Genomic DNA, 20,777 nt, shown 5'->3' with positions numbered 1-20,777 from the left:
CGCCGGACTTCAGGCGCCGTTGACCTGGAAGACGTGCCTTAGATAGTGCAGGAAGTCCGGCTCACCGCCCTGGGCCTTGCCCGGGGCGTCGGAGATCTTGGCCACCGGCTGGCCATTGCAGCGACTCATCTTGAGCACCATGTTCATCGGCTGCACGCCGGGGATGTCACAGGTGAAATGGGTGCCGATGCCAAAGCTTACGTTGATCCGCTCGCGCAGGGCGCGAAACAGCGCGAGGGCCTTTTCCAGATTGAGCGAATCGGAAAACACCAGGGTCTTGGTCAGGGGGTCGATGCCCAGCTGCTGGTAGTGGGCGATGGCCTTTTCCGCCCACTGCAGGGGATCGCCGCTGTCATGGCGCAGGCCGTCGAACAGCTTGGCGAAGTAGAGATCGAAATCGCGCAGAAAGGCGTCCATGGTGATGGTATCAGTCAGGGCGATACCGAGCTGACCGCGATACTCGCGCACCCAGCAGTCGAGGGCGGCGATCTGGCTGTCGATCAACCGTGGCCCCAGTTGCTGGTGCGCCATCAACCACTCGTGGGCCATGGTGCCCAGGGGCGCCACACCCAGCTTCCACGCCAGGTGGACATTGCTGGTACCGACGAAGCGACCGGGAAAGTCGTCCCTCAGGCTGCGCACAACCATCTCCTGCACACCATAGGAAAAACGCCGCCGGGTACCGAAGTCGGCCATCTTGAATTCGGCCAACTCGTCGGTGCCCGCTTCCCGCGCCAGCCAGTCGAACTTGCGATAGAGCTGATCACGTGCCAGCTGCAGGGGTAGGTCGGCATGGCGCTGGCGATTGCGCACCTCGCTGATCAGCGCCAGGATCGGTACCTCGAACAGGATCAGGTGCAGCCAGGGACCCTTGAGGGTCAGGGTGAAGCGCCCCTCCTCCTCGCCGAGGAACACATAGGAGGGATTGAAACGAAACAGCCGCAGGAAGCGGATAAAGTCGGGGGTGATGAAGGGAATGCGTTCGAGAAATTCCAGCTGGCGATCACTGATGGCGACATCGGCCAGAGCATCGATCTCGGCCTGGATGGCCGCGTGATAGGGCCGCAGGTCTTCGTCGTTGCGGCAGCGAAAGGCCCACTCGACTTCCGCATTGGGATAGTTGTGCAGGACGGCCTGCATCATGGTGAGCTTGTAGAAGTCGGTGTCCAGCAGGCTCTGCACGGCCTGCTCGGAAAAACTATCGGCCATCATCGGCGGGGGCTCGGCAGCTAGAAGTCAGACGACAGAATGCCGAACTTGCCGGGGAAGCGAAAGGCGCTTGACCGTCCGGGGCCTAACGATTGTGGGTCTGGGTCATGCCGAAGAGGAACAGCAGCAGGTCCTGGCTACCCGTGCTGGAGGTGTTCAGGGTGCGCGCCACGGGGGTCTGGCAGTAGTCCAGGCCTTCGCTACCGACGACCACGGCTGCCGGTCTTAGCCAGCTCGCATAGGCCAGCGTGGTGACCCCGCAAAAAGCCGCGATCAGCAAACCTCGAGTAATTTGTGAAGTCATGGCTCCAACCCTCTGATCTTCCGTCCCAACGCCTGTTGGTAAACGTAGAGCAGAGTTCGCCATTGCGCAGCGTTCCACGACGAATGGCGGCGTAATTGCAGCATATCCCGACGGGCGGCCGTGTCTATAGCCATTCGTTGGCGACACTTCTCCAGATCGAGCAAGGCGATGGAGAATTCCTTGCCCTCCGGCCCAATGCGCTCGGCGACGAAGATATGTTTGGGGTAGAGGCAGCCATGCTGCCAGCGGTGACGGTGCATGCGCGCCAGCACCTCGCCCAGGGTGGTCAGGAAGCGCTCGTGCTCGGCTTCGCTGAGCGCCTGGCCACCGCCTTCGGCGTACCAGTGATCGAGATCCTGATAGCCTTCCAGGGCGGCGCTCACCAGCAACGCGCGCCAGCCACCCTGGGCTTGCTGGGCATCGCAAAAGAGCAACTCGGGAACCTGGATACCCAGGTCGCGAAAGGCGATCAGCGCATCCCGCTCGCGCAAGGCGGTGGGCCGTCCCAGGGGATGACGCAAACTACGATAGAGATGACCGACCTGGCGCTTGACGTAGGCTAGGGTCCCGTCGGGAAGCTGCAGGCGCTGGACACCGCTCTCGCCGCCCCGGCGGACATTGGGCGCTTCCACCCAGTCGCCTGCGGTGTTCCACCAGCGATCGAAACGCTCTTCGCCCTGCGTCACGGCTCCCATCGGCTGCCTCTCTTATTCTAGATAGCTTCAATTGGCCTTGCGCAGGACATAGACCCGCCACATGGCATAGCCCGGCAGAAAATCCAGGGCTCGGTCGACCACGAAGCCGGCCTGGGCGACTTCCGCTTCGAACTGGCTGCGCTCGACGATGAATCGGTTCTGGTAACCGCCGCGGTCGCGGCCTTCGGCCTGGCGCCGACGTTCCAGTGCCTGGCGACGCCAGGCCTTGAAGTTGCCATCCACCCACAGCGACAGGATGACGCTGTCACGGGTCACCCGATGGAACTCCTGCAGCAGCGCCAGACGGTCCGCTGATTCGCCCACATGGTGAAACAAACGCATACAGAAAATGCAATCTACAGAATTGTCGGACAAGTCGATAGCGAAAGCCGACGTTTGCAGCGTTTTTACCCGGGCCACGACCTCGGCGGGCTGCTGCGCACGGGCAGTGGCCAGCATGTTTTCCGAATAATCGGCACCGATGATCAGACGATTGCGCTTCTCCGCCAGCAGCGGCCAGAAACGACCGGCACCACTGGGCAGATCCAGCACCAGATTGGGCTGGCCGGCGATACTCAGGGCCTGCCGCGCCAGTTGCTGGTCGCGCCAGTTGGACAGGCGCCGGGCCAGACCGTCCTGATGCTTCAGGTAATACTGGCGGGCGTGGTCGGCGTCGTACTTTTGCGAAAAGGGCAGGTCGATGGGCGCTTTCACGGAGGCGGCTCCTGAGGGAGTGGAGAAGTGTCGCTACCCTATCCAGGCCGCTGTCAAACCCCGGTCAAGCCGTTGTGAAAATTCTGTAACGCTAGTCGGCTACCCTCTCGCTGCCAAGAGCGATATCGAAGCGGCACCCCCCTGCCGCGCTGTCGCCCAGGGTCACGCTCCAGCCCTGCAGCTGACAGATCCGCCGGACCAGCGACAGGCCCAGCCCCAGTCCCTCGCCACGGCCCTCAGCGCCACGGACAAAGGGCTGGAACATCGCCTCACGCTGCTCTTCGGGAATGCCAACGCCACTGTCTTCCACCACGAAACCCGCAGCGCCGACCTGCAGGCTGATGTAGCCGCGTTCGGTGTAGTGCAGCGCATTGCGCAACAGATTGCTCATCACCGAACGCAAAAAGGGCTCGTGCCAGAGCAAGCGCTCGGCCTCCGGCGCCACGCTCAGGCGCCATTGCAGCCCCTTGGCCTCCACCGCCGCCTGCCATTCCTGCGTCTGGCGCCGCGCCACCTCGGCCAGGGTGGCACGGGGTGCCTGGGTATCGCTGTCGCCCTGGTTGCGCGCCAGGGCCAGAAAGGTCTGCACCAGTTCCTGCATCTCCCGCGCCGCGCGCGTCATGCGCTCCAGCGGGCCCTTCGCCCGAGGTGGCAGATCCGGCGTGGCCTCCAGCAATTCGCAGGACGAATTGATCACCATCAGCGGCGTGCGCAATTCATGACTGACGTCGCTGGTGAACAGCCGCTCGCGCGCCAGGGCGGCACGCAGGCGATTCAGGGCATCGTCGAAGGCACCGGCCAGTTCGCCGACCTCGTCCTTGGCATAGTCCGGCGCCAGGGGCGGGGTCACATCAAGGATCTGGTCACGCCGCCGCACCTGGCGCGCCAGCCGCACCACCGGCGCGATCACCCGCCGTGCCAGGGCCCATCCCAGCAGCCAGGCCAGGGCCACGCTGATCAGGAACCCGATCAGCACCACCTTGTAGAGCAACCGCTCGCGCGCCTCGAAATCGCTCTGGTTCTGCAACAGGACGAAATGGTTGCCCTCCAGCTCGGCGACGTAGGCATAGAAGTACTGCTGGTCCTCCTCCACCTCGCTGAAGCCCGCCGGCAGATCGCGCAGGTGCGCGGGCAACTGCGCCACCTCGGCGAGGGGCACGAAATACAGACGCATTTCGGGATCCAGCACCGGCTGGCCACCGCGTCTCATGTCGCGCTGCACCATGCGCTCCAGTTCATTGTGCAGATCGGTGGAGATCAGGCGTTCCTCGACCGTATGCACCGCGGCAACGATCCCCAGGGCAAAGACGCCACCCACCAGAAAGGTCATCAGCACGAAGGCGATGACGATCCGCCGCGACAGGCTCAGGTGATATTCCATGGCTAATCCTGCTCGACCAACTTGTAGCCCACCCCATGGATGGTGCGCAGCAGCGGCTGCGCGAAGGGCTTGTCGATCACCTGGCGCAACTGGTGGACGTGGCTGCGCAGGCTGTCGCTGTCGGGGTAGTCCTCGCCCCACACCGCCTCCTCCAGTACCTCGCGACGCACCACATGGGGTGACTTCTGCATCAGCAGGGCAAGGATCTTGAGACCGATGGGATTGAGCTTGAGCGACTTACCGGCACGACTCACCTCCAGGGTGTCCAGGTCGTAGCTGAGATCGGCGACCTGCAGCTGGCGACGTCCGCCCCCCTTGGTCCGGCGCATCACCGCCTCGACGCGCGCGGCCAATTCCGACAGGGCGAAGGGTTTGACCAGGTAGTCGTCGGCGCCGGAGCGGAAGCCTTCCAGACGGTCATCAAGCTGATCGCGAGCGGTGAGCATGATCACCGGGGTGTCGCGGCGGGCATCCTGGCGCAGCCGCTGGCAGAGGGTGTAGCCGTCGATGCCGGGCAGCATGATGTCGAGGATGAGCAGATCGTAGTGCTCGGTCGCGGCGAGGTGCAGCCCCGACAGGCCATCCTGGGCGCAATCCACGCTGTAGCCCTTGAGACTGAGGTAGTCCAGCAGGTTGCTGAGGATGTCTTTGTTGTCTTCCACCACCAGGATACGCATGTCGCTGACCTCGTTGGCGAGCCACCCAAGGCCCGCACGCTAGCTGTTCGGCACAGAGACTAACCGCGTCCGCCGGGCGCGACCAGCGCCAGGCGGGCCGGAGACCGGCCATAAAAAACCCCGGTGTCCGCGAGGAGCACCGGGGTTGGGCTCGGCCCGGGGGCCGGAGCGGTTCTTACATCATGCCGCCCATGCCACCCATGCCGCCCATGTCGGGCATGGCCGGGGCTGCGTCGTCTTTCGGCAGCTCAGCCACGATGGCTTCGGTGGTGATCAGCAGACCGGCGATGGAGGAAGCGGCCTGCAGCGCGCTGCGGGTCACCTTGGCCGGGTCGATGATGCCGAACTCCAGCATGTCGCCGTATTCGCCAGTGGCGGCGTTGTAGCCGTAGTTGCCGCTGCCCTGCTTGACCTTGTCCAGCACGACGGAGGCTTCGTCACCGGCGTTGGTCACGATCTGGCGCAGGGGAGCTTCAACAGCGCGACGCAGAATGTTGATACCGGCATTCTGCTCTTCGTTGATGCCTTTCAGATCCTTCAGCGCGTCCAGGGCACGGACCAGAGCGACACCGCCGCCAGGCACCACGCCTTCTTCCACGGCAGCGCGGGTAGCGTGCAGGGCGTCTTCGACGCGAGCTTTCTTCTCTTTCATCTCGACTTCGGTGGCAGCGCCAACCTTGATCACGGCAACACCGCCAGCCAGCTTGGCCAGACGCTCTTGCAGCTTCTCTTTGTCGTAGTCGGAAGAGGTTTCTTCGACCTGGGCACGGATCTGCTTGATACGCGCCTGGATGTCGACTTCCACGCCCGCGCCGTCGATGACGGTGGTGTTTTCCTTGTTCAGGACCACACGCTTGGCTTGACCCAGGTGCTCCAGGGTGGTGCTTTCCAGGCTCAGGCCGACTTCTTCGGAGATGACGGTACCGCCGGTCAGGATGGCGATGTCCTGCAGCATGGCCTTGCGACGATCACCGAAGCCCGGCGCCTTGACGGCTGCGACCTTGACGATGCCGCGCATGTTATTGACCACCAGGGTGGCCAGGGCTTCGCCTTCGACGTCTTCGGCGACGATCAGCAGCGGACGACCGGCCTTGGCAACGGATTCCAGCACCGGCAGCAGTTCGCGGATGTTGGAGATCTTCTTGTCGACCAGCAGCAGCAGCGGGCTGTCCAGCTCGGCCGACATGGTGTCGGGCTTGTTGATGAAGTAGGGCGACAGGTAGCCACGGTCGAACTGCATGCCTTCGACGACGGACAGTTCGTTTTCCAGGCCCGAGCCTTCTTCGACGGTGATGACGCCTTCTTTACCAACCTTCTCCATGGCTTCGGCGATGATGTTGCCGATGCTGTCGTCGGAGTTGGCGGAGATGGTGCCTACCTGGGCGATGGCCTTGCTGTCGGCGCAGGGCTTGGACAGGTTCTTCAGCTCGGCGACGACGGCGGCGGTGGCCTTGTCGATGCCGCGCTTCAGGTCCATCGGGTTCAGGCCGGCGGCCACGGACTTGAGGCCTTCGGTGACGATGGCCTGAGCCAGCACGGTGGCGGTGGTGGTGCCGTCACCGGCCGCATCGTTGGCCTTGGAGGCCACGTCTTTCACCAGCTGGGCGCCGATGTTCTCGATGCGATCCTTGAGCTCGATCTCCTTGGCGACGGACACGCCGTCCTTGGTGATCAAGGGAGCACCGAAGCTGCGCTCCAGCACCACGTTACGGCCTTTCGGGCCCAGGGTGGCCTTGACCGCGTCGGCCAGGGTGTTGACACCGGTCAGCAGCTTCTTGCGCGCGGAGTCACCGAATTTGACGTCTTTTGCAGCCATGTTCTGTTTCCTCTAAGAAATTCGAAAAGTGAGCGGGGATCAGCCTTCGATGACGGCCAGGATTTCGGACTCAGCCATCACCAGCAGTTCTTCGCCATCGACCTTGATGGCGTTGCTGCCGGAATAGGGACCGAAAACCACCTTGTCACCCACTTTCACCGCCGGAGCACGGACGTCGCCGTTGTCCAGTACGCGTCCAGTGCCTACGGCAACCACTTCACCGCGGTTCGGCTTTTCGGCAGCCGAGCCCGGCAGCACGATGCCGCCAGCGGATTTGGTCTCTTCTTCGCTGCGACGAATCACAACGCGATCATGCAGAGGACGAAGCGCCATTGTCGTATCTCCCAAAGTTCTAAGTGTTTCCAGCGCCGATGACTGCATCGGCAGTTTGTTTTTACCGGCTGCGCCGGGTGCGCCCCGTGCATGACAGGACGCGAAACCTGCTCGCCTTGCGGCGACAACCTTGCGGTGTCCGCTACATGAGGTTGTCGCCAGGCATTTCAAGGGCGACGGGCAAAATTTTTAGCGCTTTTGCTCGTCGCGGTGCACCACTTCACCTTCGATCACCTCGGGACGATGAGGTGCGCCCTGCCCAGGGCCCGGTTGGTAGCCCTGGGCACCGGGATTGCGCCGGGTCACCCGACCGATCACCGCGCCCAGCAGGGCCTTGCGGGTCACCGGCAAGAGGCAGATGAGCGCCAGGCCGTCACTGATGAAGCCCGGAAAGATCAGCAGGGCGCCGGCGATCGCCAGGGTCAGCCCCTGGATGACTTCCTGCTCGGGCATCTGCCCCTGAGCCAGGCGCATGCGGATGCGCCAGAGGGTGGTGAAGCCGGCGACGCGCAGCAGGGCGACGCCGACCAGAAAGCTCAGCAGCAGCAGGGCGAAGGTGGCGAGCACGCCGATTTCGCTGCCGATCTTGATGAGCACGGCCAGTTCCACAAAGGGGAACAGCAAGAAGAGTAAGGCGGTCACGCGCATCTCAAGTCCTTCACGGTGGAAACCGATTGAAAGACAGGAGATGGAGGCGGCCGAGCCGATTTCAAGGTGGCTGCCCGGCCCCGGCTGGAAACGCGAAGGCCGCGAAAATCGCGGCCTTGACGGGTTGGCGGGCGCCTAGGGAAACATCGGGTTACCAGGAAACGCCGACACCAGCGGTGTATTCGGTCTGGTTGACGTTGCCCTCGGCTCCGCTGGTCAGCTCCTTGGACGCCTTGAGGTTCAGCGACGCCCAGTTGGTCACCTTGTATCTCAGGCCGACATCGCTATCGAAGGTGAGATTGGCGGTGTTGTCCAGCGGCCGGCCCAGTTCACCCGTGGTGAAGAACTGGATGGTCTGTCCATACAGATAGCGGTTGTAGTCCCACTTCATGCTCGCCGAGAGGAACTGGTCGGAGCCGCCGTCCGCGTACTGGTAGCGGTTGTGGTTGAGCAGGCCGGTAAGGGAGAAAGAGCCCAGCTCGTTGTCCCAGAACTGGTAACCGGGACCGGTACCCAGGGTGCGCTGCTTGGCCAGGTCCTGGATCCAGTCGCGCTTGTATTCGGCGCGGCCCTGCCAGAAGAATTTCTCGTCGAAGAAGCGATCCAGGGCGTACTGCAGGCCGTACTTGCTGGTCGAGACCACGTCGTCGGTCTTGTAGCGGTCGTAGCTGCCGTTGGCGTTGTGCCGCCACATGCCGTGCCGGGCCTGGGTCTTGAAATCGATATCGTATTTTTCGCTGTCCTGGGACGAGCTGATGTAGTCCAGGCCGGCATCGATGTTGCCTTTCCAGGCGAAGTCCCGCAGGAAGGGCCGCGGCGGCACGATCTGGGTGATGCTCGCCAGGGGCACGGTCTGCTGGCCGTCGGTGGTGCTGACCACTACCTGGCCATCCTCGGCCGGCTTGAGGCTTTCCACCGGGAAATCGGGTTCGTACTTGCCGCGCTGGACGATCACGGGCTTGTCACGCTGCAAGGTCTTGATCTTGTCCCACGACAGGGGAATGTTGCCGCCGTATTCGGTCTGCAGGAGCAGCTTCTTGCTGTCGAGCAGCTTGATGGTTCCGGTCAGACGATCGCCGTTCTTGAGCCAGACGGTGTCGGCATGGGCGAAGGAGGCGAGTGACAACAGCGCGAGCGAGGAGAGGAATCGAAAACGCATGGGCACCAGGACACCTTTGGGTGGACTTGGGTGGAAAGGTAACGAAACGAGAGGGCGCGATTATCCGGGTGCCAGAGGCCCGCGCAACCATTCCTGGGTAAAACTTAGGCAAGTTTCCGGAAATACTGCCCAAAGGTCGGACATCTTGGGAGAATGTGACAGCTCGACACGTTTCAGCACCACCGTAACCAAACTTTTCGGCACACTGGCACTCTCTCCCCGAGCAGCAGGGCGTCATGAGCGCATCCCCTCCCCCCGAACCCCGTTGCCAGGCCGTGTTTCTGGCGCTGGCCGCCATTCCCGCGGGGCGGGTGGTCAGCTATGGCCAGTTGGCGGAACTCGCCGGCCTGGGCCGCGGGGCGCGCTGGGTGGGCTGGGTACTGGGGCGCTTGCCGGAGGGCAGCGCCCTGCCCTGGCATCGGGTGATCGCCGCGGATGGTCGGCCGAGCCTGCCATCCGACAGCCCCTCTGGCCGGGAGCAACGCGAACGATTGCGGGCCGAGGGTGTGCCGCTGCACGAGGACCGGGTGGACATGCGTCGGTACCGGTGGAATCCAGCTGAGAGTGTCGAGTAGAGTGCGCGTTTTTTCCGAGCCCAAGGGCATGTTTGCACGTTTCTGGCGAGAAGCCGTCACCACCTACAAATCCAAGGCCTGCCTGGCCCTGCTGCTGCTGGGTTTCGCCGCGGGGCTGCCGGCCATGCTGGTGTTTTCCACCCTGTCGGTGTGGCTGCGCGAAGCGGGCGTGAGTCGCGAGACCATTGGCTACGCCAGCTGGATCGGCCTGGCCTATGCCTTCAAGTGGGTCTGGTCGCCCATGCTCGACCTCTGGAAGCTGCCCCTGATCGGCAAGCTCGGCCGCCGACGCTCCTGGCTGGTGCTGTCGCAGATCCTGGTGGGCCTGGGCCTGATCGGCATGGCGTTGTGCAATCCGCAGCAGCACCTGGAGCAGTTGATCGCCCTGGCGGTGCTGGTGGCCTTCGCCTCGGCCACCCAGGACATCGCCGTGGACGCCTATCGCCTGGAGATCGCCGACGATGATCGCCAGGCCGCCCTCGCCGCCTGCTACATGACCGGCTATCGCATCGCCGCCCTGCTGGCCAGCGCTGGCGCGCTGTTTCTCGCCGAGGAGCTGGGCTCGTCCAAGCTCGACTACAGCCAGAGCGCCTGGGCCACCACCTACATGCTGTTCGCTCTGCTGGTGCTGCCCGGCCTACTCACCAGCGTGCTGATCCGCGAACCCGAGCCGGTGGCGCCCATGGCCATGGCGGAATCGCGCTTCGGCTTCAATCACCAGCTGGTGGCGGTCGCCCTGCTGCTGGTGATGCTGATCTCCATCCCCGCCGCCATCAATGCCGCCATCGCCCAGGCCTGGCCGCGCGCCTTGCTCTACAGCCTGTTCATCGTCGGTTGCCTGTCGCCCTGGGGCCGCTATTGCTCCAAGCCGCTGAGCGACCTCATGCGGCGCATGCGCGAACCTCTGCGACTGCGCGACGCGGCCAATGCCGAGGAGCTGCCGCGCTTCGACTTCGTCCACCAGATGGTCTCGGTGATCCTGCTGATCGTGCTGATCGTGGCCGCCACCGGCGGCCTGTCGGCCCTGGCCGGCGGCTACTGGCCGCGCGGTCTGATGTACGGCCTGATCGTCTGGCTGTGCCTCACCGCGCCGGGCCGCCGGCTGATGGCACCGGTGCTCACGCCCATCACCGAATTCATCCAGCGCTACCAGTGGCAGGCGCTGCTGCTGCTCGGCCTGATCTCCACCTATCGGCTGTCCGATACGGTGATGGGGGTGATGGCCAGCGTCTTCTATATCGACGTGGGCTACAGCAAGGAAACCATCGCCGGGGTCAGCAAGATCTTCGGGGTGTTCATGACCCTGTTCGGTGCCGGTCTGGGTGGCGTGCTGATCACCCGGGTGGGGATCCTGCCGATCCTCTTCCTCGGCGGCGCCGCCTCGGCGCTGACCAACCTGCTGTTCGTGGTGATCGCCTCCACCGGCGCCAACGTGCCGCTGCTGATCGCCACCATCTGCGCCGACAACGTCAGTGGCGGCATGGCCACCTCGGCCTTTGTCGCCTATCTGTCGAGCCTGACCAACCTCAGATTCTCGGCCACCCAGTACGCCATGCTCAGCTCGCTGATGCTGCTGTTGCCACGCCTGCTGGGTGGCTATTCGGGCGCCATGGTGGAGCACGTCGGCTACAGCTCGTTCTTCTCGCTGACCGCGCTGATGGGGGTGCCGACGCTGCTGCTGATCGCGGTGCTCTGGCTGCGCCAGCGGCGGACCGCGGTGCCGAGCGGTTCCTCCAGCGGCGGTCACTGAGGCGGCCGGCGGCCGCCTCATCCCGCTTCAGGCTTCGCCGCGCGCTGCGGCCGCGGCGCGTTCGTCACCTTTGTCGTCGAGCACCTTGACCACCCGGCTGGGCAGCGCGATGTCGATGCCCTCGGCACGCAGCCGATCGCGGATCTGCTCGTTGAAGGTGAACTGGGTGCCCCAGAAGTCACTGTTGGCGGTCCAGCAGCGCAGCGACACGGTGATGAAGGTGTCGCCCAGCCCGGCCACCACGATGGCGGGCGGTGGCGTTTCCAGCACCCGCGGATCCTTGGCCATATCGGCCAGCACCTGCTTGGCCTTCTGCAGATCGGCGTCGTAGCCGACCTTGACGTCGAAGACGATCTGCCGGGTCGGCTGGCGCGACTGGTTGGTGATGATGCCGTTGGACAGGTTGCCGTTGGGCACGGTGATGGTGCGGTTGTCGCCGGTACGCAGCACGGTGTGAAAGATCTGGATCGAATCCACGGTGCCCTGCACGCCCTGGGCCTCGATGTAGTCGCCGATCTTGAACGGCCGGAACAGCAGGATCAGCACCCCGCCGGCGAAGTTGGCCAGGCTGCCCTGCAGCGACAGGCCGATGGCCAGGCTGGCCGCGCCGAGGGCGGCGACGAAGGAGGTGGTGGCGATGCCGATCATGGAGGCGACGCTGATCACCAGCATGACCTTCAGACCGATGTTGACCAGGGTCACCACGAAGGTTTCCAGGGCCTGGTCCATGTGCCGCGCGGTGAACAGCGCGGCCAGGCGCCCGGTCAGGCGATTGATGACCCACCAGCCGATCCACAGGGTGATCAGGGCCAGCACCACGTTGCCGCAATACTGCAGAATGACCGGTAGCCAGGCCATGAAGGCCGTCAGCAGGTGATCGGTCTGGGCACTCAAATCCATCGTCTACCTCTCCACGCACAAGAAAAAGTCGGGCGCGACCTGAATGGCGGCGCCCTATGTGCGACGGACGGTAGACCGAGAGGTTCCGAAGACGGGCTCAGTCGCGGAAGTTGTCGAACTGCAGCGGCATGCCCAGGGATTGGCCGCGCAGCAGGGCGATGACCTCCTGCAATTCGTCGCGCTTCTTGCCGGTGACGCGCACCTGCTCGCCCTGGATGGCGGCCTGGACCTTGATCTTGCTGTCCTTGATCAGGGCGACGATCTTCTTCGCCAGCTCCTTGTCGATGCCCTCGCGCAGGGTGGTTTCCTGTTTCACGGTCTTGCCGGAGGCGTAGGCATCCTTGACCTCCAGGCACTGGACGTCGATCTTGCGCTTGGCCAGGTTGACCTTGAGGATCTCCAGCATCTGTTCGAGCTGGAAATCGGCATCGGCGGTCAGGGTGACGGTAAGGTCCTTGGCCTCGAAGCTGCCCTTGCCGCGCAGGTCGTACCGGCGCTCGAGCTCCTTCATGGCGTTGTCCACGGCGTTGGTGACTTCGTGCTTGTCCAGCTCCGATACGACGTCGAAGGAAGGCATGGATTTTCTCCTCGGTTGCGATGGGGCAGCCTTGACGCTGCAGCCTGACCGACCATTATAACGACTGGCCCTCTTCCTCAGGAATCCGACCATGCGCAAGGAATCGACACCGGAGTCACAGCTGTGAGCTGGCACGTACTGGGCGCCGGCAGTCTCGGCGGACTCTGGGCGGCGCGGTTGTTTCGCGGGGGCGAGCCGGTCCGGCTGATCCTGCGCGATCGCACGCGCCTGGCGCAGTACCGCGCGGGCGGCGGACTGCGCCTCAGCGAAGGCGACACCACCAGTCTCTATCCGCTGCCCGCCGAGACACCCGAAGCCGGCAATCCGATCCGCCGGCTGATCCTGGCCTGCAAGAGCTACGACGCCGAAGAGGCCATCGCCAGCGTCGCCGCGCGCCTGGAGCCGGAAGCCGAGATCCTGCTGCTGCAGAACGGCCTGGGCAGCCAGGACGCGGTGGCCGCCCGGGTACCGCGAGCGCGCTGCCTGAGAGCCAGCACCACCGAAGGTGCCTATCGCGAGACCGACTTCCATGTGGTGGCGGCCGGCGCTGGGCAGATCTGGATCGGCGACCAGCTCGGCAGCCATAACCCGCCGGCCTGGCTGAATACCCTCACCGAGCTGGGCTTTCCGGTGCGCTGGACCGACGACATCGACGCGCGGCTATGGCGCAAGCTGGCGATCAACTGCGCCATCAATCCGTTGACCGTGCTGCATGGCTGCCGCAACGGCGAACTGCGCCAGCATCTGTCGGAGGTGGCGGCGCTCTGCGACGAACTCACCGCCCTGCTGGAAGCCATGGGGCTCGCCCCGGTGGCCCAGGGACTGCAGCAGGAGGTCGAGGCGGTAATCACCGCCACCGCCCACAACCGCTCCTCGATGCTGCAGGACGTGGAGCGCGGCCAGCGTACCGAGGTGAGTTACCTGCTCGGCCATGCCCTGCCGATCGCCGGACGGCTGCGCTTGCCGGTGCCGCACCTGACCGAGCTGCAGCAGCGCCTGCAGACCCGGCTCGCGGAGCGCGGATTGCCCGAGGACTAGCTGCGGGCTACCCTGCCCGCTTCCCTGTTGCCACGGCTGCGCCATGATCCTCGCCAAACGCCTGAAGAATCTCCCGGTCGGCCGCAAGTTGCTGGCCGCCCTGCTGGTGATGATGGTCGCGGTGCTGGTGGTGGCCAATGTGACCTTTATCAGCGCCGCCTACTGGATCTCCCAGGAAAGCGTGGCGCCCCAGGCGCTGCAGACCCTGGGCCGGCTGTTCGCCAGTCCGGTGCTCAGCCGTGAGGTGCTGGCCTCGCCAGCGGCGGCCGAGGTGCAGTTGCGGCAACTGGACGGCTATGCGCCGCTGCGCCTGGCTGCGGTCTACGACAGCCAGGGTCAGCGCCTGGCCGAGTTGCACAACGGCGATCGGCTGCAGGTGCCGGCGCGCTTCGAAGAGCTGCAGACCTGGCGCCTGCGGGAATTCCGCACCAACCTGCTGGTGGAGCTGCCGCGCCCCGAGGGCGCGCCCGGACACCTGCTGCTGGTGGCCAGCAGCGAACTGCCAGGGGCCTTCTATCGCGGTACCCTGACCGCCAGCCTGGCGATCCTGACCTTCAGCATCCTGCTCTGGCTGGTGGTGGCCCGGCAGATCAAGCGACTCATCACCCTGCCGATCCGCGAATTGGAAGAACTCTCGCGCCAGGTAACCCGCGAGGAAAACTATTCGCTACGCGCCAGCAAGGGTAGCGAGGACGAGCTGGGCCGTCTGGCGGAGTCCCTCAACACCATGCTCGGCCGCATCCAGGGTCGCGAGCAACAGCTCAAGCGCGCTCGCGACGATGCCCAGTACGCGGTGCTGCAGGCCCAGAGTCTGGCCGAGGAAACCCGCCGCTCCAACCGCAAGCTGGAACTGGAGGTGCAGGTCCGCGGCAAGATCGAGAAGAAGCTCACCGGCTTCCAGAACTACCTCAACAGCATCATCGACTCCATGCCCTCGGCGCTGATCGCGGTGGACGAGCAGTTCTACGTCACCCAGTGGAACCAGGAAGCCACCCACCTCTCCGGCACCCAGCTGGACGAAGCCCTGAACCAGCCGGTGTTTCTCGCCTTTCCCTCGCTCAAGCCCTTCCTGCCGCAACTGAGTCGTACCGCCGAATTGCTGCGGGTGGAAAAGGTGGAGCGAGTGACCTGGGCGCTGACCGACACCCCACGTCACTACACCCTGACCTTCTACCCGCTGATGGGTGGCGCCGGGCGCGGCGTGGTGATCCGTATCGACGACATCACCCAGCGCCTGAACATGGAAGAGATGATGGTGCAGTCGGAAAAGATGCTCTCGGTGGGTGGCCTGGCGGCCGGCATGGCCCACGAGATCAACAATCCCTTGGGCGCCATCCTGCACAATGTGCAGAACATCCGCCGGCGCCTGTCGCCGGAGTTGCCGAAGAATCTCGAGCAGGCGGCCGAATCCGGCGTCGAGCTCAATGCGGTGAATTGCTACCTGGAGAGTCGGCAGATCCCGCGCCTGCTGGACGGCATCCACCAGGCCGGCAGTCGCGCGGCCAAGATCGTCAGCCACATGCTCGCCTTCAGCCGCCGCAGCAATCGCAAGATGGAAGCCAGCGAGCTGCCGCCGCTGATCGACCAGGCCATCGAGATCGCCGGCAACGACTTCGACCTGGCCGAGGGCTTCGACTTCCGCACCCTGTCGATCCTCCGCGAATTCGACCCGGCCCTGGGACCGGTGCCGGTGATCGCCAACGAGCTGGAACAGGTGCTGCTCAATCTGCTGAAGAACGCCGCCCAGGCCATCCATCTGCGCGACGACGAGGAAGAAGGCGAATACGGTCGCATCACCTTGCGCACCAAGCTACGCGGCGGCTGGGCGGAGATCCAGGTGGAAGACAATGGCATCGGCATCCCCGAAGACATCTGCAAACGCATCTTCGAGCCCTTCTTCACCACCAAGGAGGTGGGCCAGGGCACCGGCCTGGGCCTGTCGGTGTCGTACTTCATCATCACCAATAACCACAAGGGGCAGATGGAGGTGCACTCCACGCCTGGCGTAGGGACCTGCTTCACCCTACGCCTGCCCCTCGTCCAGGCCGATTTCGAATCCGTCTAGGACCCAGCCAGGAGCCACGCCATGGGTTTTCGCCTCACCGAGATCTACACCCGCCAGGGCGACGCCGGCGATACCGGGCTCGCCGACGGCAGCCGGGTGCCCAAGGACCATCCGCGCATCGAGGCCATCGGTGCGGTGGACGAACTCAACAGCGCCCTGGGCCTGTTGCTCGCCGAGCTGGCGGAGGACGCTCGCCTGGTCGAGGTGAGCGAGGCTCTGGCGCCCTGCCAGCACCGGTTGTTCGACCTTGGCGGCGAACTGGCCATGCCCAGCTATCGCGCCCTGCAGCCGGTGGAGATCCAACGCCTGGAAGGCGCCATCGATCGCTGGAACGCCGAGCTGGGGCCGCTGGAGAATTTCATCCTGCCCGGCGGTTCCCGCGCCGTGGCCCAGGCCCATGTCTGCCGCACCCTGGCCCGTAGCGCCGAGCGGCGCTGCCGTAGCCTGCATGCGGTGGAACCCCTGGAAGGCCAGGGCCTGCCCTATCTCAATCGCCTGTCCGACCTGCTGTTCGTCGCCGCGCGCATCGTCGCCCGGCGCCAGGGGGTGAGCGAGGTGCTCTGGCAGGCCGCGCGGCCATGAGCGCGCCGGCCACGCCCGCCGCGCCACCCGCGCGTCGCCACGAGGGGCTGCTGGCCCTCTGGGACGGCCTCATCCTGATCCTGGTCTGCGTGAACCTGGCGCTGATCCTGTTCGACAGCCTCTATGCCCTGGGGCCGCTCAACCAGGCCCTGGCCGCCGTGCTGCCCGGTTTCCACGCCTTCTATGGCGAACGCATCCACGCCCACTTCACCCGCATCGACCTGGTGTTCGTCGCCTTCTTCATCGCCGACGTACTGCTGGGCTGGCTGGTGGCGGTGGTCGAGCGCCGCCATGCGCGCTGGTACCACTATCCCTTCATCCACTGGTACGACGTGCTCGGCTGCATTCCCCTGGGTGGCTTCCGGCTGCTGCGGGCGCTACGCATCGTCTCGCTGCTCCTGCGCCTGCAACGCCTGGGACTGATCGACATGCGCGGCTGGCGGCCCTATCGGCTGTTCAACCACTACTACCAGCTGCTTATGGAGGACCTGTCGGATCGGGTGATGATCAAGATCTGCGGTGAACTGCAGGACGAGCTGAATACCCGCGACGACTTCTCCCAGAGCGTCATCGACCGCGTCATCCGCCCGCGCAAGCAGCGGCTGATCGACGGCATGGCGCTGCGCATCCAGGCGATGGTGGAACAGGGCTACAGCCAGAATCGCGCCACCCTGGAACGGCTGGTAGGCGACGTGGTGCAACGTGCCCTGGACGAGAACCCCGACCTGGCCCGCCTCAAGCGGCTGCCCATGGGCGAGCGCCTGGCCGACACCCTGGACGGGGTGCTCACCGATATCGTCAACGGCCTGGTACGGGAGGCGGCGGCCAGTCTGCGCACCCGCGACTTCCGCGCCCTGGCCAGTCGCCTGGCCGATCACGGCTTCGATCAGAGTCTGCCCAGCGGCGCCCAGGACAATGCCCTGGACGAGGTGCTGGTGGAGATCCTCGAAGTGTTCAAGCAGAAGGTCCTGCAGCGCCGGCTCGCCCAACTCGATGGCGAGCTCTGGCCGCAGGAATGGCAGCGTAGCGAGATCGATCCGATCAACGCGCCCCGGCGCTGATCTGCTGCTGCAGATTCTGCACCTGGGTCTGCAGGGTGGTGATGTTGCGGGTGGTCTGCAGGCGGAAGGCGTCGAATTCCTTGCTGTCCGGTCCGACCGGGCGGGCGTCCAGCTCGCTGCGCAGCACCAGCAGGTCCTGCTGCATCACGCCCAGGGCCTGACTCTGGGCACTGGGTTTCTTCAAGGCGGCGATGTCCGCCTGCAGCGCCTTGTTCTGCGCGGTCAGGCTGGCGACCTGCTCGGCCAGGCTGCCGGTCTGCGCCAGGCCATTCTTCAGCGCCGCCTGTTCCTCGGCCAGGGCCTTCAGCCGGGTGTCCACCTCGCCACTGCCGGTCTGTACCGTCTGCACGGCGGTGGACAGATTCTGCAGGCGATTGTCCTGGGCCTGCTGGTTGTCGCTCACCCCCTGCTGCTGACGCGTGAGTTCGGCGACCTTGGTCTGCAGCGTCTTGACCTGCAGCAGCAAGGCTTCGCGGCTGGTGGTGCCGGAGGATTCGCTTTCCACCAGCTTGCCGGAGATGTCACGCAGCCGGCCTTGGGCATCCTCGCTGATGCGCGCGAAGTTCTCCTGGGTGGCCACCACCTGCTCCTGCATCAGCACCAGTTGCTGGTGACTCCACCAGGCGACGCCGGCCAGGGCCAGGGTCAGGGCGGCGACCAGTACCCACAGCGGCGCCGTGGAGGGGCCGCGCCGGACCGGGCGGGCATGAACGGCGGCAGGCTCGTGATAGACCTCGTCGGCCTCGACCGGCCGGCGACCAACGGGGCGACGGTCGTCGCGCTCCGGTGTCAGGCTCGGGACGTTGTCCATTTCATCGAGAAGATCGTTGCGCATGGCAGACCTGTGAGCAGAGGCGAAAAGACGGAATGGCGGCCAGTATAACGGTCGTCACGGCCGACGCGGGGCAGTCGGCCGAGGCTTTCGTTGCGGGATCGTGCACCGAAACGCAGTCTGCGTCGACATCACTGCGCCATCACGACGCAGAAGCAGCCGCGGTAGCCCTACCAAGCCCCGCTGTTCCTGGCGCCAGCGCTCCTGGTACGTGATTTGCGTCACGACCAACCTCAAGCCAAACGGGAGGTGAGCATGGAATACAACAAGGCGTTCTTCGATTGCCTCGGCGCACTGCGTCGTCGACTGCGGCAGGAGCAAGGCATGGTGATTCGCTTCGACGAAGCCGAGGCGGTTCCGCGAATGCTGGCGGCCAGCCAGGCCTCGGACGATCCTGAAACCCGTGAACTCGGCGAGCGCCTGGCGAGGCTGAGCGGCTTGATGCCGGTGGTGACCCCTCTGCCGTCCATGGCGGAGATGGCAGGCTCGACCTATGTCAGCCAGGAATTTCTCGCGGCCACTCGCCGCTACACCGGCCCGCTGCGCGGCTGACGCCGAGCTGGACGATATTCCTCCAATGCTGTCCAGGAGGCGGCCTCCGGACGAAAGCCGAAGGCCTCCTGGGCGGCGCGGATGTCGAGGGTGAAGGGACTGTCGAGCAAGTCGGGCCAGCGAGCTTCCTGGCGCAGGGTACGCAGCCGCGCATAGAGCGCGCGTGGACTCAGGGTCTTCGCCTCGGTCACCGCAGGCAGCTCGAAGCGCCGCAGCAGGAAGTTGACCGCATCCCAGCACACCAGCGGCTGGCCGTCGCTGAGGTTGAACACCTTGCCGCTAGCCGCCGCCGGCTGCTCCAGCAGCAGCGTCACCAGCGCCTGGCGCAGATTGCCGGCACTGGTGAAGTCCCAGCGATTGAGGCCGTTGCCGCGGCGCCCCAGTTGTTTGGCCTTGGCCTGCTCCAGCAGCCCGCGCGCCCAGTCGCGATCGGCCAGGCCGAGCACCTGGGCCGGCCGCAACACCGTGACCTGAGGGCCGAATTCACCGGCGGCCAGGGCCAGGCGCTCCAGTTGCAGACGGCGCTGGGCCTCACGGCCCTTGGGCTTGGCCGGCACCTGGTCTTCCTTGAGCGCCTCGCCACCCCGTTCATAGACACGGGCGGACGACACATAGACGAATTGCGCGACCTGCTGCTGCAGGGCGGCTTCGATCAGCACCTGGCCGTGGTCCAGATCGGCCGCGCTCGGCACGCCGGCCACGTCGGTGCAGTGGGCGATGGCGTCGATGTCGTCGCACAGCGCCAGCACCTGCGCGGACTGGTCGAGCAAGGCGGGATGATAATCGGCGCCACGCTCGACCAGGGCATCCAGGGTCGCACCGGGACGGCCGTGCACCCGCACCAGTTGGCCGCGGTCGAGCAGATCGCAGGCCAGGCCCGCACCGAGCGCCTCGCTGGCGCCCGTGATCAAGATACGCATCTCGCTAGGATTCCCGAAGCTATCCGCGGTCGCCCGCGGCGACCCATCGGCCAGTGTAACCAAAGCTTTCGACAGCCGCCGCTAGTCGCGCACCAGCCACTGACCGGCAACCTGTTCAAGGTGCCGGGTCAGGGCCTGCAAGGCGGCGCCACCGTTGCGCCAGCGGTGCCAGAACAGGGGGACGTCCACCCATTGGCCGGGCGCCAGATCCACCAGCTCGCCGCGCGCCTGGGCGGCCGCGCTCTGGATATCTGGCAGGAGCCCCCAGCCGATACCGCCCAGGGTCATCTGCAGGAAGCCCTCGGCGGAAGGACAGAGATGGTAGTCGAAGGGCTGGGTGACGCCGAGCTGCTCCAGATAGCGATGCTGTAAGCGGTCATCCGGGCCGAAGACGATGGCGGGCGCCCGCGCCAGGGCCTGAGGATCAGGCAACCCGGCCAATTGCCGCGTGCGGAATTCCGGGCTGGCCAGGGCCCGGTAGCGCATGGCACCCAGGGCGCTGACCCGCGCCCCGGCCAATGGCTGGCCGTTGGCGCAGAGACAGGCGGCCACTTCGCCAGCGCGCATGCGCCTGAGCACTACATCCTGATCCTCCACCACCAGATCCAGCAGTACGCCCTGCGCCCTGACCCAGGGACCGACCGCCAGCGGCCACCAGTTGGCCAGGCTGTCGGCATTGAGGGCGATGCGCAGTCGCTGTGGCGCCTCCTCGGCCAACCCCGGCACCTCGCTGCCCAGATCGGCCTCCAGCAGCCGCACCTGCTGGATATGGCGCAGCAGGCGCAGACCCGGCGCCGTCGGCTGGGGCGGCGTTTCCCGGACCAGCACCGCCTGGCCGACCCGGGCTTCGAGCAGCTTGATGCGTTGGGACACCGCCGATTGCGACAGGCCCAAACGCCGCGCCGCCCGCTCGAAGCCGCCCTCTTCCACCACCACCGCCAGGGCTTCCAGCAATTTGTAGTCGATCATCGATCTGGCTAATGCTGCAT

22 protein-coding genes are annotated in these 20,777 nt (G+C 65.3%); 7 read left to right on the top strand and 15 right to left on the bottom strand.

What is annotated here, in order from left to right; translation table 11 throughout:
• Positions 1 to 9 precede the first annotated feature (9 nt).
• The 10 genes from pncB to LRS53_RS19710 form a co-directional block, all read right to left on the bottom strand.
• The gene (gene pncB / locus LRS53_RS19755; RefSeq protein ID WP_231357045.1) at positions 10 to 1,212 is read right to left on the bottom strand and encodes a nicotinate phosphoribosyltransferase; all 1,203 of its coding nucleotides are present in this window, start codon (positions 1,210 to 1,212) and stop codon (positions 10 to 12) included.
• Between the two features lie 82 nt (positions 1,213 to 1,294).
• Positions 1,295 to 1,513 (bottom strand): hypothetical protein, encoded by a 219-nt coding sequence (locus LRS53_RS19750; RefSeq protein ID WP_173150096.1) that lies wholly within the window; start codon positions 1,511 to 1,513, stop codon positions 1,295 to 1,297.
• Positions 1,510 to 2,208: a lipopolysaccharide kinase InaA family protein gene (locus LRS53_RS19745; protein ID WP_231357044.1), complete on the bottom strand. Its 699-nt coding sequence runs from the start codon at positions 2,206 to 2,208 to the stop codon at positions 1,510 to 1,512. Before LRS53_RS19745 ends, LRS53_RS19750 begins: the two co-directional genes overlap by 4 nt.
• A gap of 27 nt (positions 2,209 to 2,235) precedes the next feature.
• Entirely contained in the window at positions 2,236 to 2,922 is a 687-nt protein-coding gene (locus LRS53_RS19740; protein ID WP_173150094.1) for a class I SAM-dependent methyltransferase, read from the bottom strand.
• 91 nt (positions 2,923 to 3,013) lie between these two features.
• Positions 3,014 to 4,303: a sensor histidine kinase gene (locus tag LRS53_RS19735; RefSeq protein WP_231357043.1), complete on the bottom strand. Its 1,290-nt coding sequence runs from the start codon at positions 4,301 to 4,303 to the stop codon at positions 3,014 to 3,016.
• A 2-nt stretch (positions 4,304 to 4,305) separates the two neighbouring features.
• Positions 4,306 to 4,980 carry a response regulator transcription factor gene (locus tag LRS53_RS19730; protein WP_017640088.1) on the bottom strand — a complete coding sequence of 225 codons (675 nt, stop codon included), beginning with the start codon at positions 4,978 to 4,980 and terminating at the stop codon, positions 4,306 to 4,308.
• A 175-nt stretch (positions 4,981 to 5,155) separates the two neighbouring features.
• Positions 5,156 to 6,796 carry a chaperonin GroEL gene (groL, locus tag LRS53_RS19725; RefSeq protein WP_017640087.1) on the bottom strand — a complete coding sequence of 547 codons (1,641 nt, stop codon included), beginning with the start codon at positions 6,794 to 6,796 and terminating at the stop codon, positions 5,156 to 5,158.
• 39 nt (positions 6,797 to 6,835) lie between these two features.
• A complete protein-coding gene (locus LRS53_RS19720) occupies positions 6,836 to 7,129 on the bottom strand; it encodes a co-chaperone GroES (protein WP_007161933.1) in 294 nt (97 codons plus the stop codon).
• A 189-nt stretch (positions 7,130 to 7,318) separates the two neighbouring features.
• Entirely contained in the window at positions 7,319 to 7,777 is a 459-nt protein-coding gene (locus LRS53_RS19715) for an FxsA family protein (protein WP_017640085.1), read from the bottom strand.
• A gap of 151 nt (positions 7,778 to 7,928) precedes the next feature.
• Positions 7,929 to 8,936, bottom strand: a complete 1,008-nt coding sequence (locus LRS53_RS19710) for a DUF481 domain-containing protein (RefSeq protein WP_231357042.1) — start codon at positions 8,934 to 8,936, stop codon at positions 7,929 to 7,931.
• Positions 8,937 to 9,172: 236 nt separating this feature from the next.
• Here LRS53_RS19710 and LRS53_RS19705 point away from each other — a divergent pair, with 236 nt between their 5' ends.
• Together LRS53_RS19705 and LRS53_RS19700 are read left to right on the top strand one after the other, a co-directional pair.
• Entirely contained in the window at positions 9,173 to 9,511 is a 339-nt protein-coding gene (locus LRS53_RS19705; protein WP_231357041.1) for an MGMT family protein, read from the top strand.
• A 28-nt stretch (positions 9,512 to 9,539) separates the two neighbouring features.
• The gene (locus tag LRS53_RS19700; protein WP_231357040.1) at positions 9,540 to 11,261 is read left to right on the top strand and encodes an AmpG family muropeptide MFS transporter; all 1,722 of its coding nucleotides are present in this window, start codon (positions 9,540 to 9,542) and stop codon (positions 11,259 to 11,261) included.
• A 27-nt stretch (positions 11,262 to 11,288) separates the two neighbouring features.
• Here LRS53_RS19700 and LRS53_RS19695 read toward each other — a convergent pair whose 3' ends face one another.
• Together LRS53_RS19695 and LRS53_RS19690 are read right to left on the bottom strand one after the other, a co-directional pair.
• Positions 11,289 to 12,161, bottom strand: a complete 873-nt coding sequence (locus LRS53_RS19695; protein ID WP_017640081.1) for a mechanosensitive ion channel family protein — start codon at positions 12,159 to 12,161, stop codon at positions 11,289 to 11,291.
• 97 nt (positions 12,162 to 12,258) lie between these two features.
• Positions 12,259 to 12,738: a YajQ family cyclic di-GMP-binding protein gene (locus LRS53_RS19690; RefSeq protein WP_017640080.1), complete on the bottom strand. Its 480-nt coding sequence runs from the start codon at positions 12,736 to 12,738 to the stop codon at positions 12,259 to 12,261.
• Positions 12,739 to 12,861: 123 nt separating this feature from the next.
• On the opposite strand from LRS53_RS19690, the gene LRS53_RS19685 reads away from it, so the two are divergent.
• The 4 genes from LRS53_RS19685 to LRS53_RS19670 are packed head-to-tail and all read left to right on the top strand — an operon-like array spanning position 12,862 to position 17,484.
• On the top strand, positions 12,862 to 13,776 hold the full coding sequence (locus LRS53_RS19685) for a putative 2-dehydropantoate 2-reductase (RefSeq protein ID WP_231357039.1): 915 nt from the start codon (positions 12,862 to 12,864) through the stop codon (positions 13,774 to 13,776).
• 43 nt (positions 13,777 to 13,819) lie between these two features.
• On the top strand, positions 13,820 to 15,841 hold the full coding sequence (locus LRS53_RS19680) for a sensor histidine kinase (protein ID WP_064307382.1): 2,022 nt from the start codon (positions 13,820 to 13,822) through the stop codon (positions 15,839 to 15,841).
• Between the two features lie 21 nt (positions 15,842 to 15,862).
• A complete protein-coding gene (locus LRS53_RS19675; RefSeq protein WP_231357038.1) occupies positions 15,863 to 16,423 on the top strand; it encodes a cob(I)yrinic acid a,c-diamide adenosyltransferase in 561 nt (186 codons plus the stop codon).
• Positions 16,420 to 17,484 carry an ion transporter gene (locus tag LRS53_RS19670; RefSeq protein WP_231357037.1) on the top strand — a complete coding sequence of 355 codons (1,065 nt, stop codon included), beginning with the start codon at positions 16,420 to 16,422 and terminating at the stop codon, positions 17,482 to 17,484. Before LRS53_RS19675 ends, LRS53_RS19670 begins: the two co-directional genes overlap by 4 nt.
• Here LRS53_RS19670 and LRS53_RS19665 read toward each other — a convergent pair.
• The gene (locus tag LRS53_RS19665) at positions 17,465 to 18,319 is read right to left on the bottom strand and encodes an ATPase (protein WP_231357036.1); all 855 of its coding nucleotides are present in this window, start codon (positions 18,317 to 18,319) and stop codon (positions 17,465 to 17,467) included. The two genes, LRS53_RS19670 and LRS53_RS19665, sit on opposite strands and share 20 nt — an antisense overlap.
• A gap of 252 nt (positions 18,320 to 18,571) precedes the next feature.
• Here LRS53_RS19665 and LRS53_RS19660 point away from each other — a divergent pair, with 252 nt between their 5' ends.
• The gene (locus LRS53_RS19660; protein ID WP_231357035.1) at positions 18,572 to 18,868 is read left to right on the top strand and encodes a hypothetical protein; all 297 of its coding nucleotides are present in this window, start codon (positions 18,572 to 18,574) and stop codon (positions 18,866 to 18,868) included.
• Here the strand turns inward: LRS53_RS19660 and LRS53_RS19655 are convergent.
• Together LRS53_RS19655 and LRS53_RS19650 are read right to left on the bottom strand one after the other, a co-directional pair.
• Positions 18,844 to 19,788 carry an NAD-dependent epimerase/dehydratase family protein gene (locus LRS53_RS19655; protein ID WP_231357034.1) on the bottom strand — a complete coding sequence of 315 codons (945 nt, stop codon included), beginning with the start codon at positions 19,786 to 19,788 and terminating at the stop codon, positions 18,844 to 18,846. The two genes, LRS53_RS19660 and LRS53_RS19655, sit on opposite strands and share 25 nt — an antisense overlap.
• An 81-nt stretch (positions 19,789 to 19,869) precedes the next feature.
• Complete coding sequence (locus LRS53_RS19650) at positions 19,870 to 20,757, bottom strand: LysR family transcriptional regulator ArgP (protein ID WP_231357033.1); 888 nt, start codon at positions 20,755 to 20,757, stop codon at positions 19,870 to 19,872.
• Positions 20,758 to 20,777 lie beyond the last annotated feature (20 nt).

It is taken from the genome of Pseudomonas sp. PLB05 (genome assembly GCF_021106615.1).
Lineage (GTDB): Bacteria > Pseudomonadota > Gammaproteobacteria > Pseudomonadales > Pseudomonadaceae > Chryseomonas > Chryseomonas benzopyrenica.
This window is presented reverse-complemented; position numbering and strand designations above follow the sequence as displayed.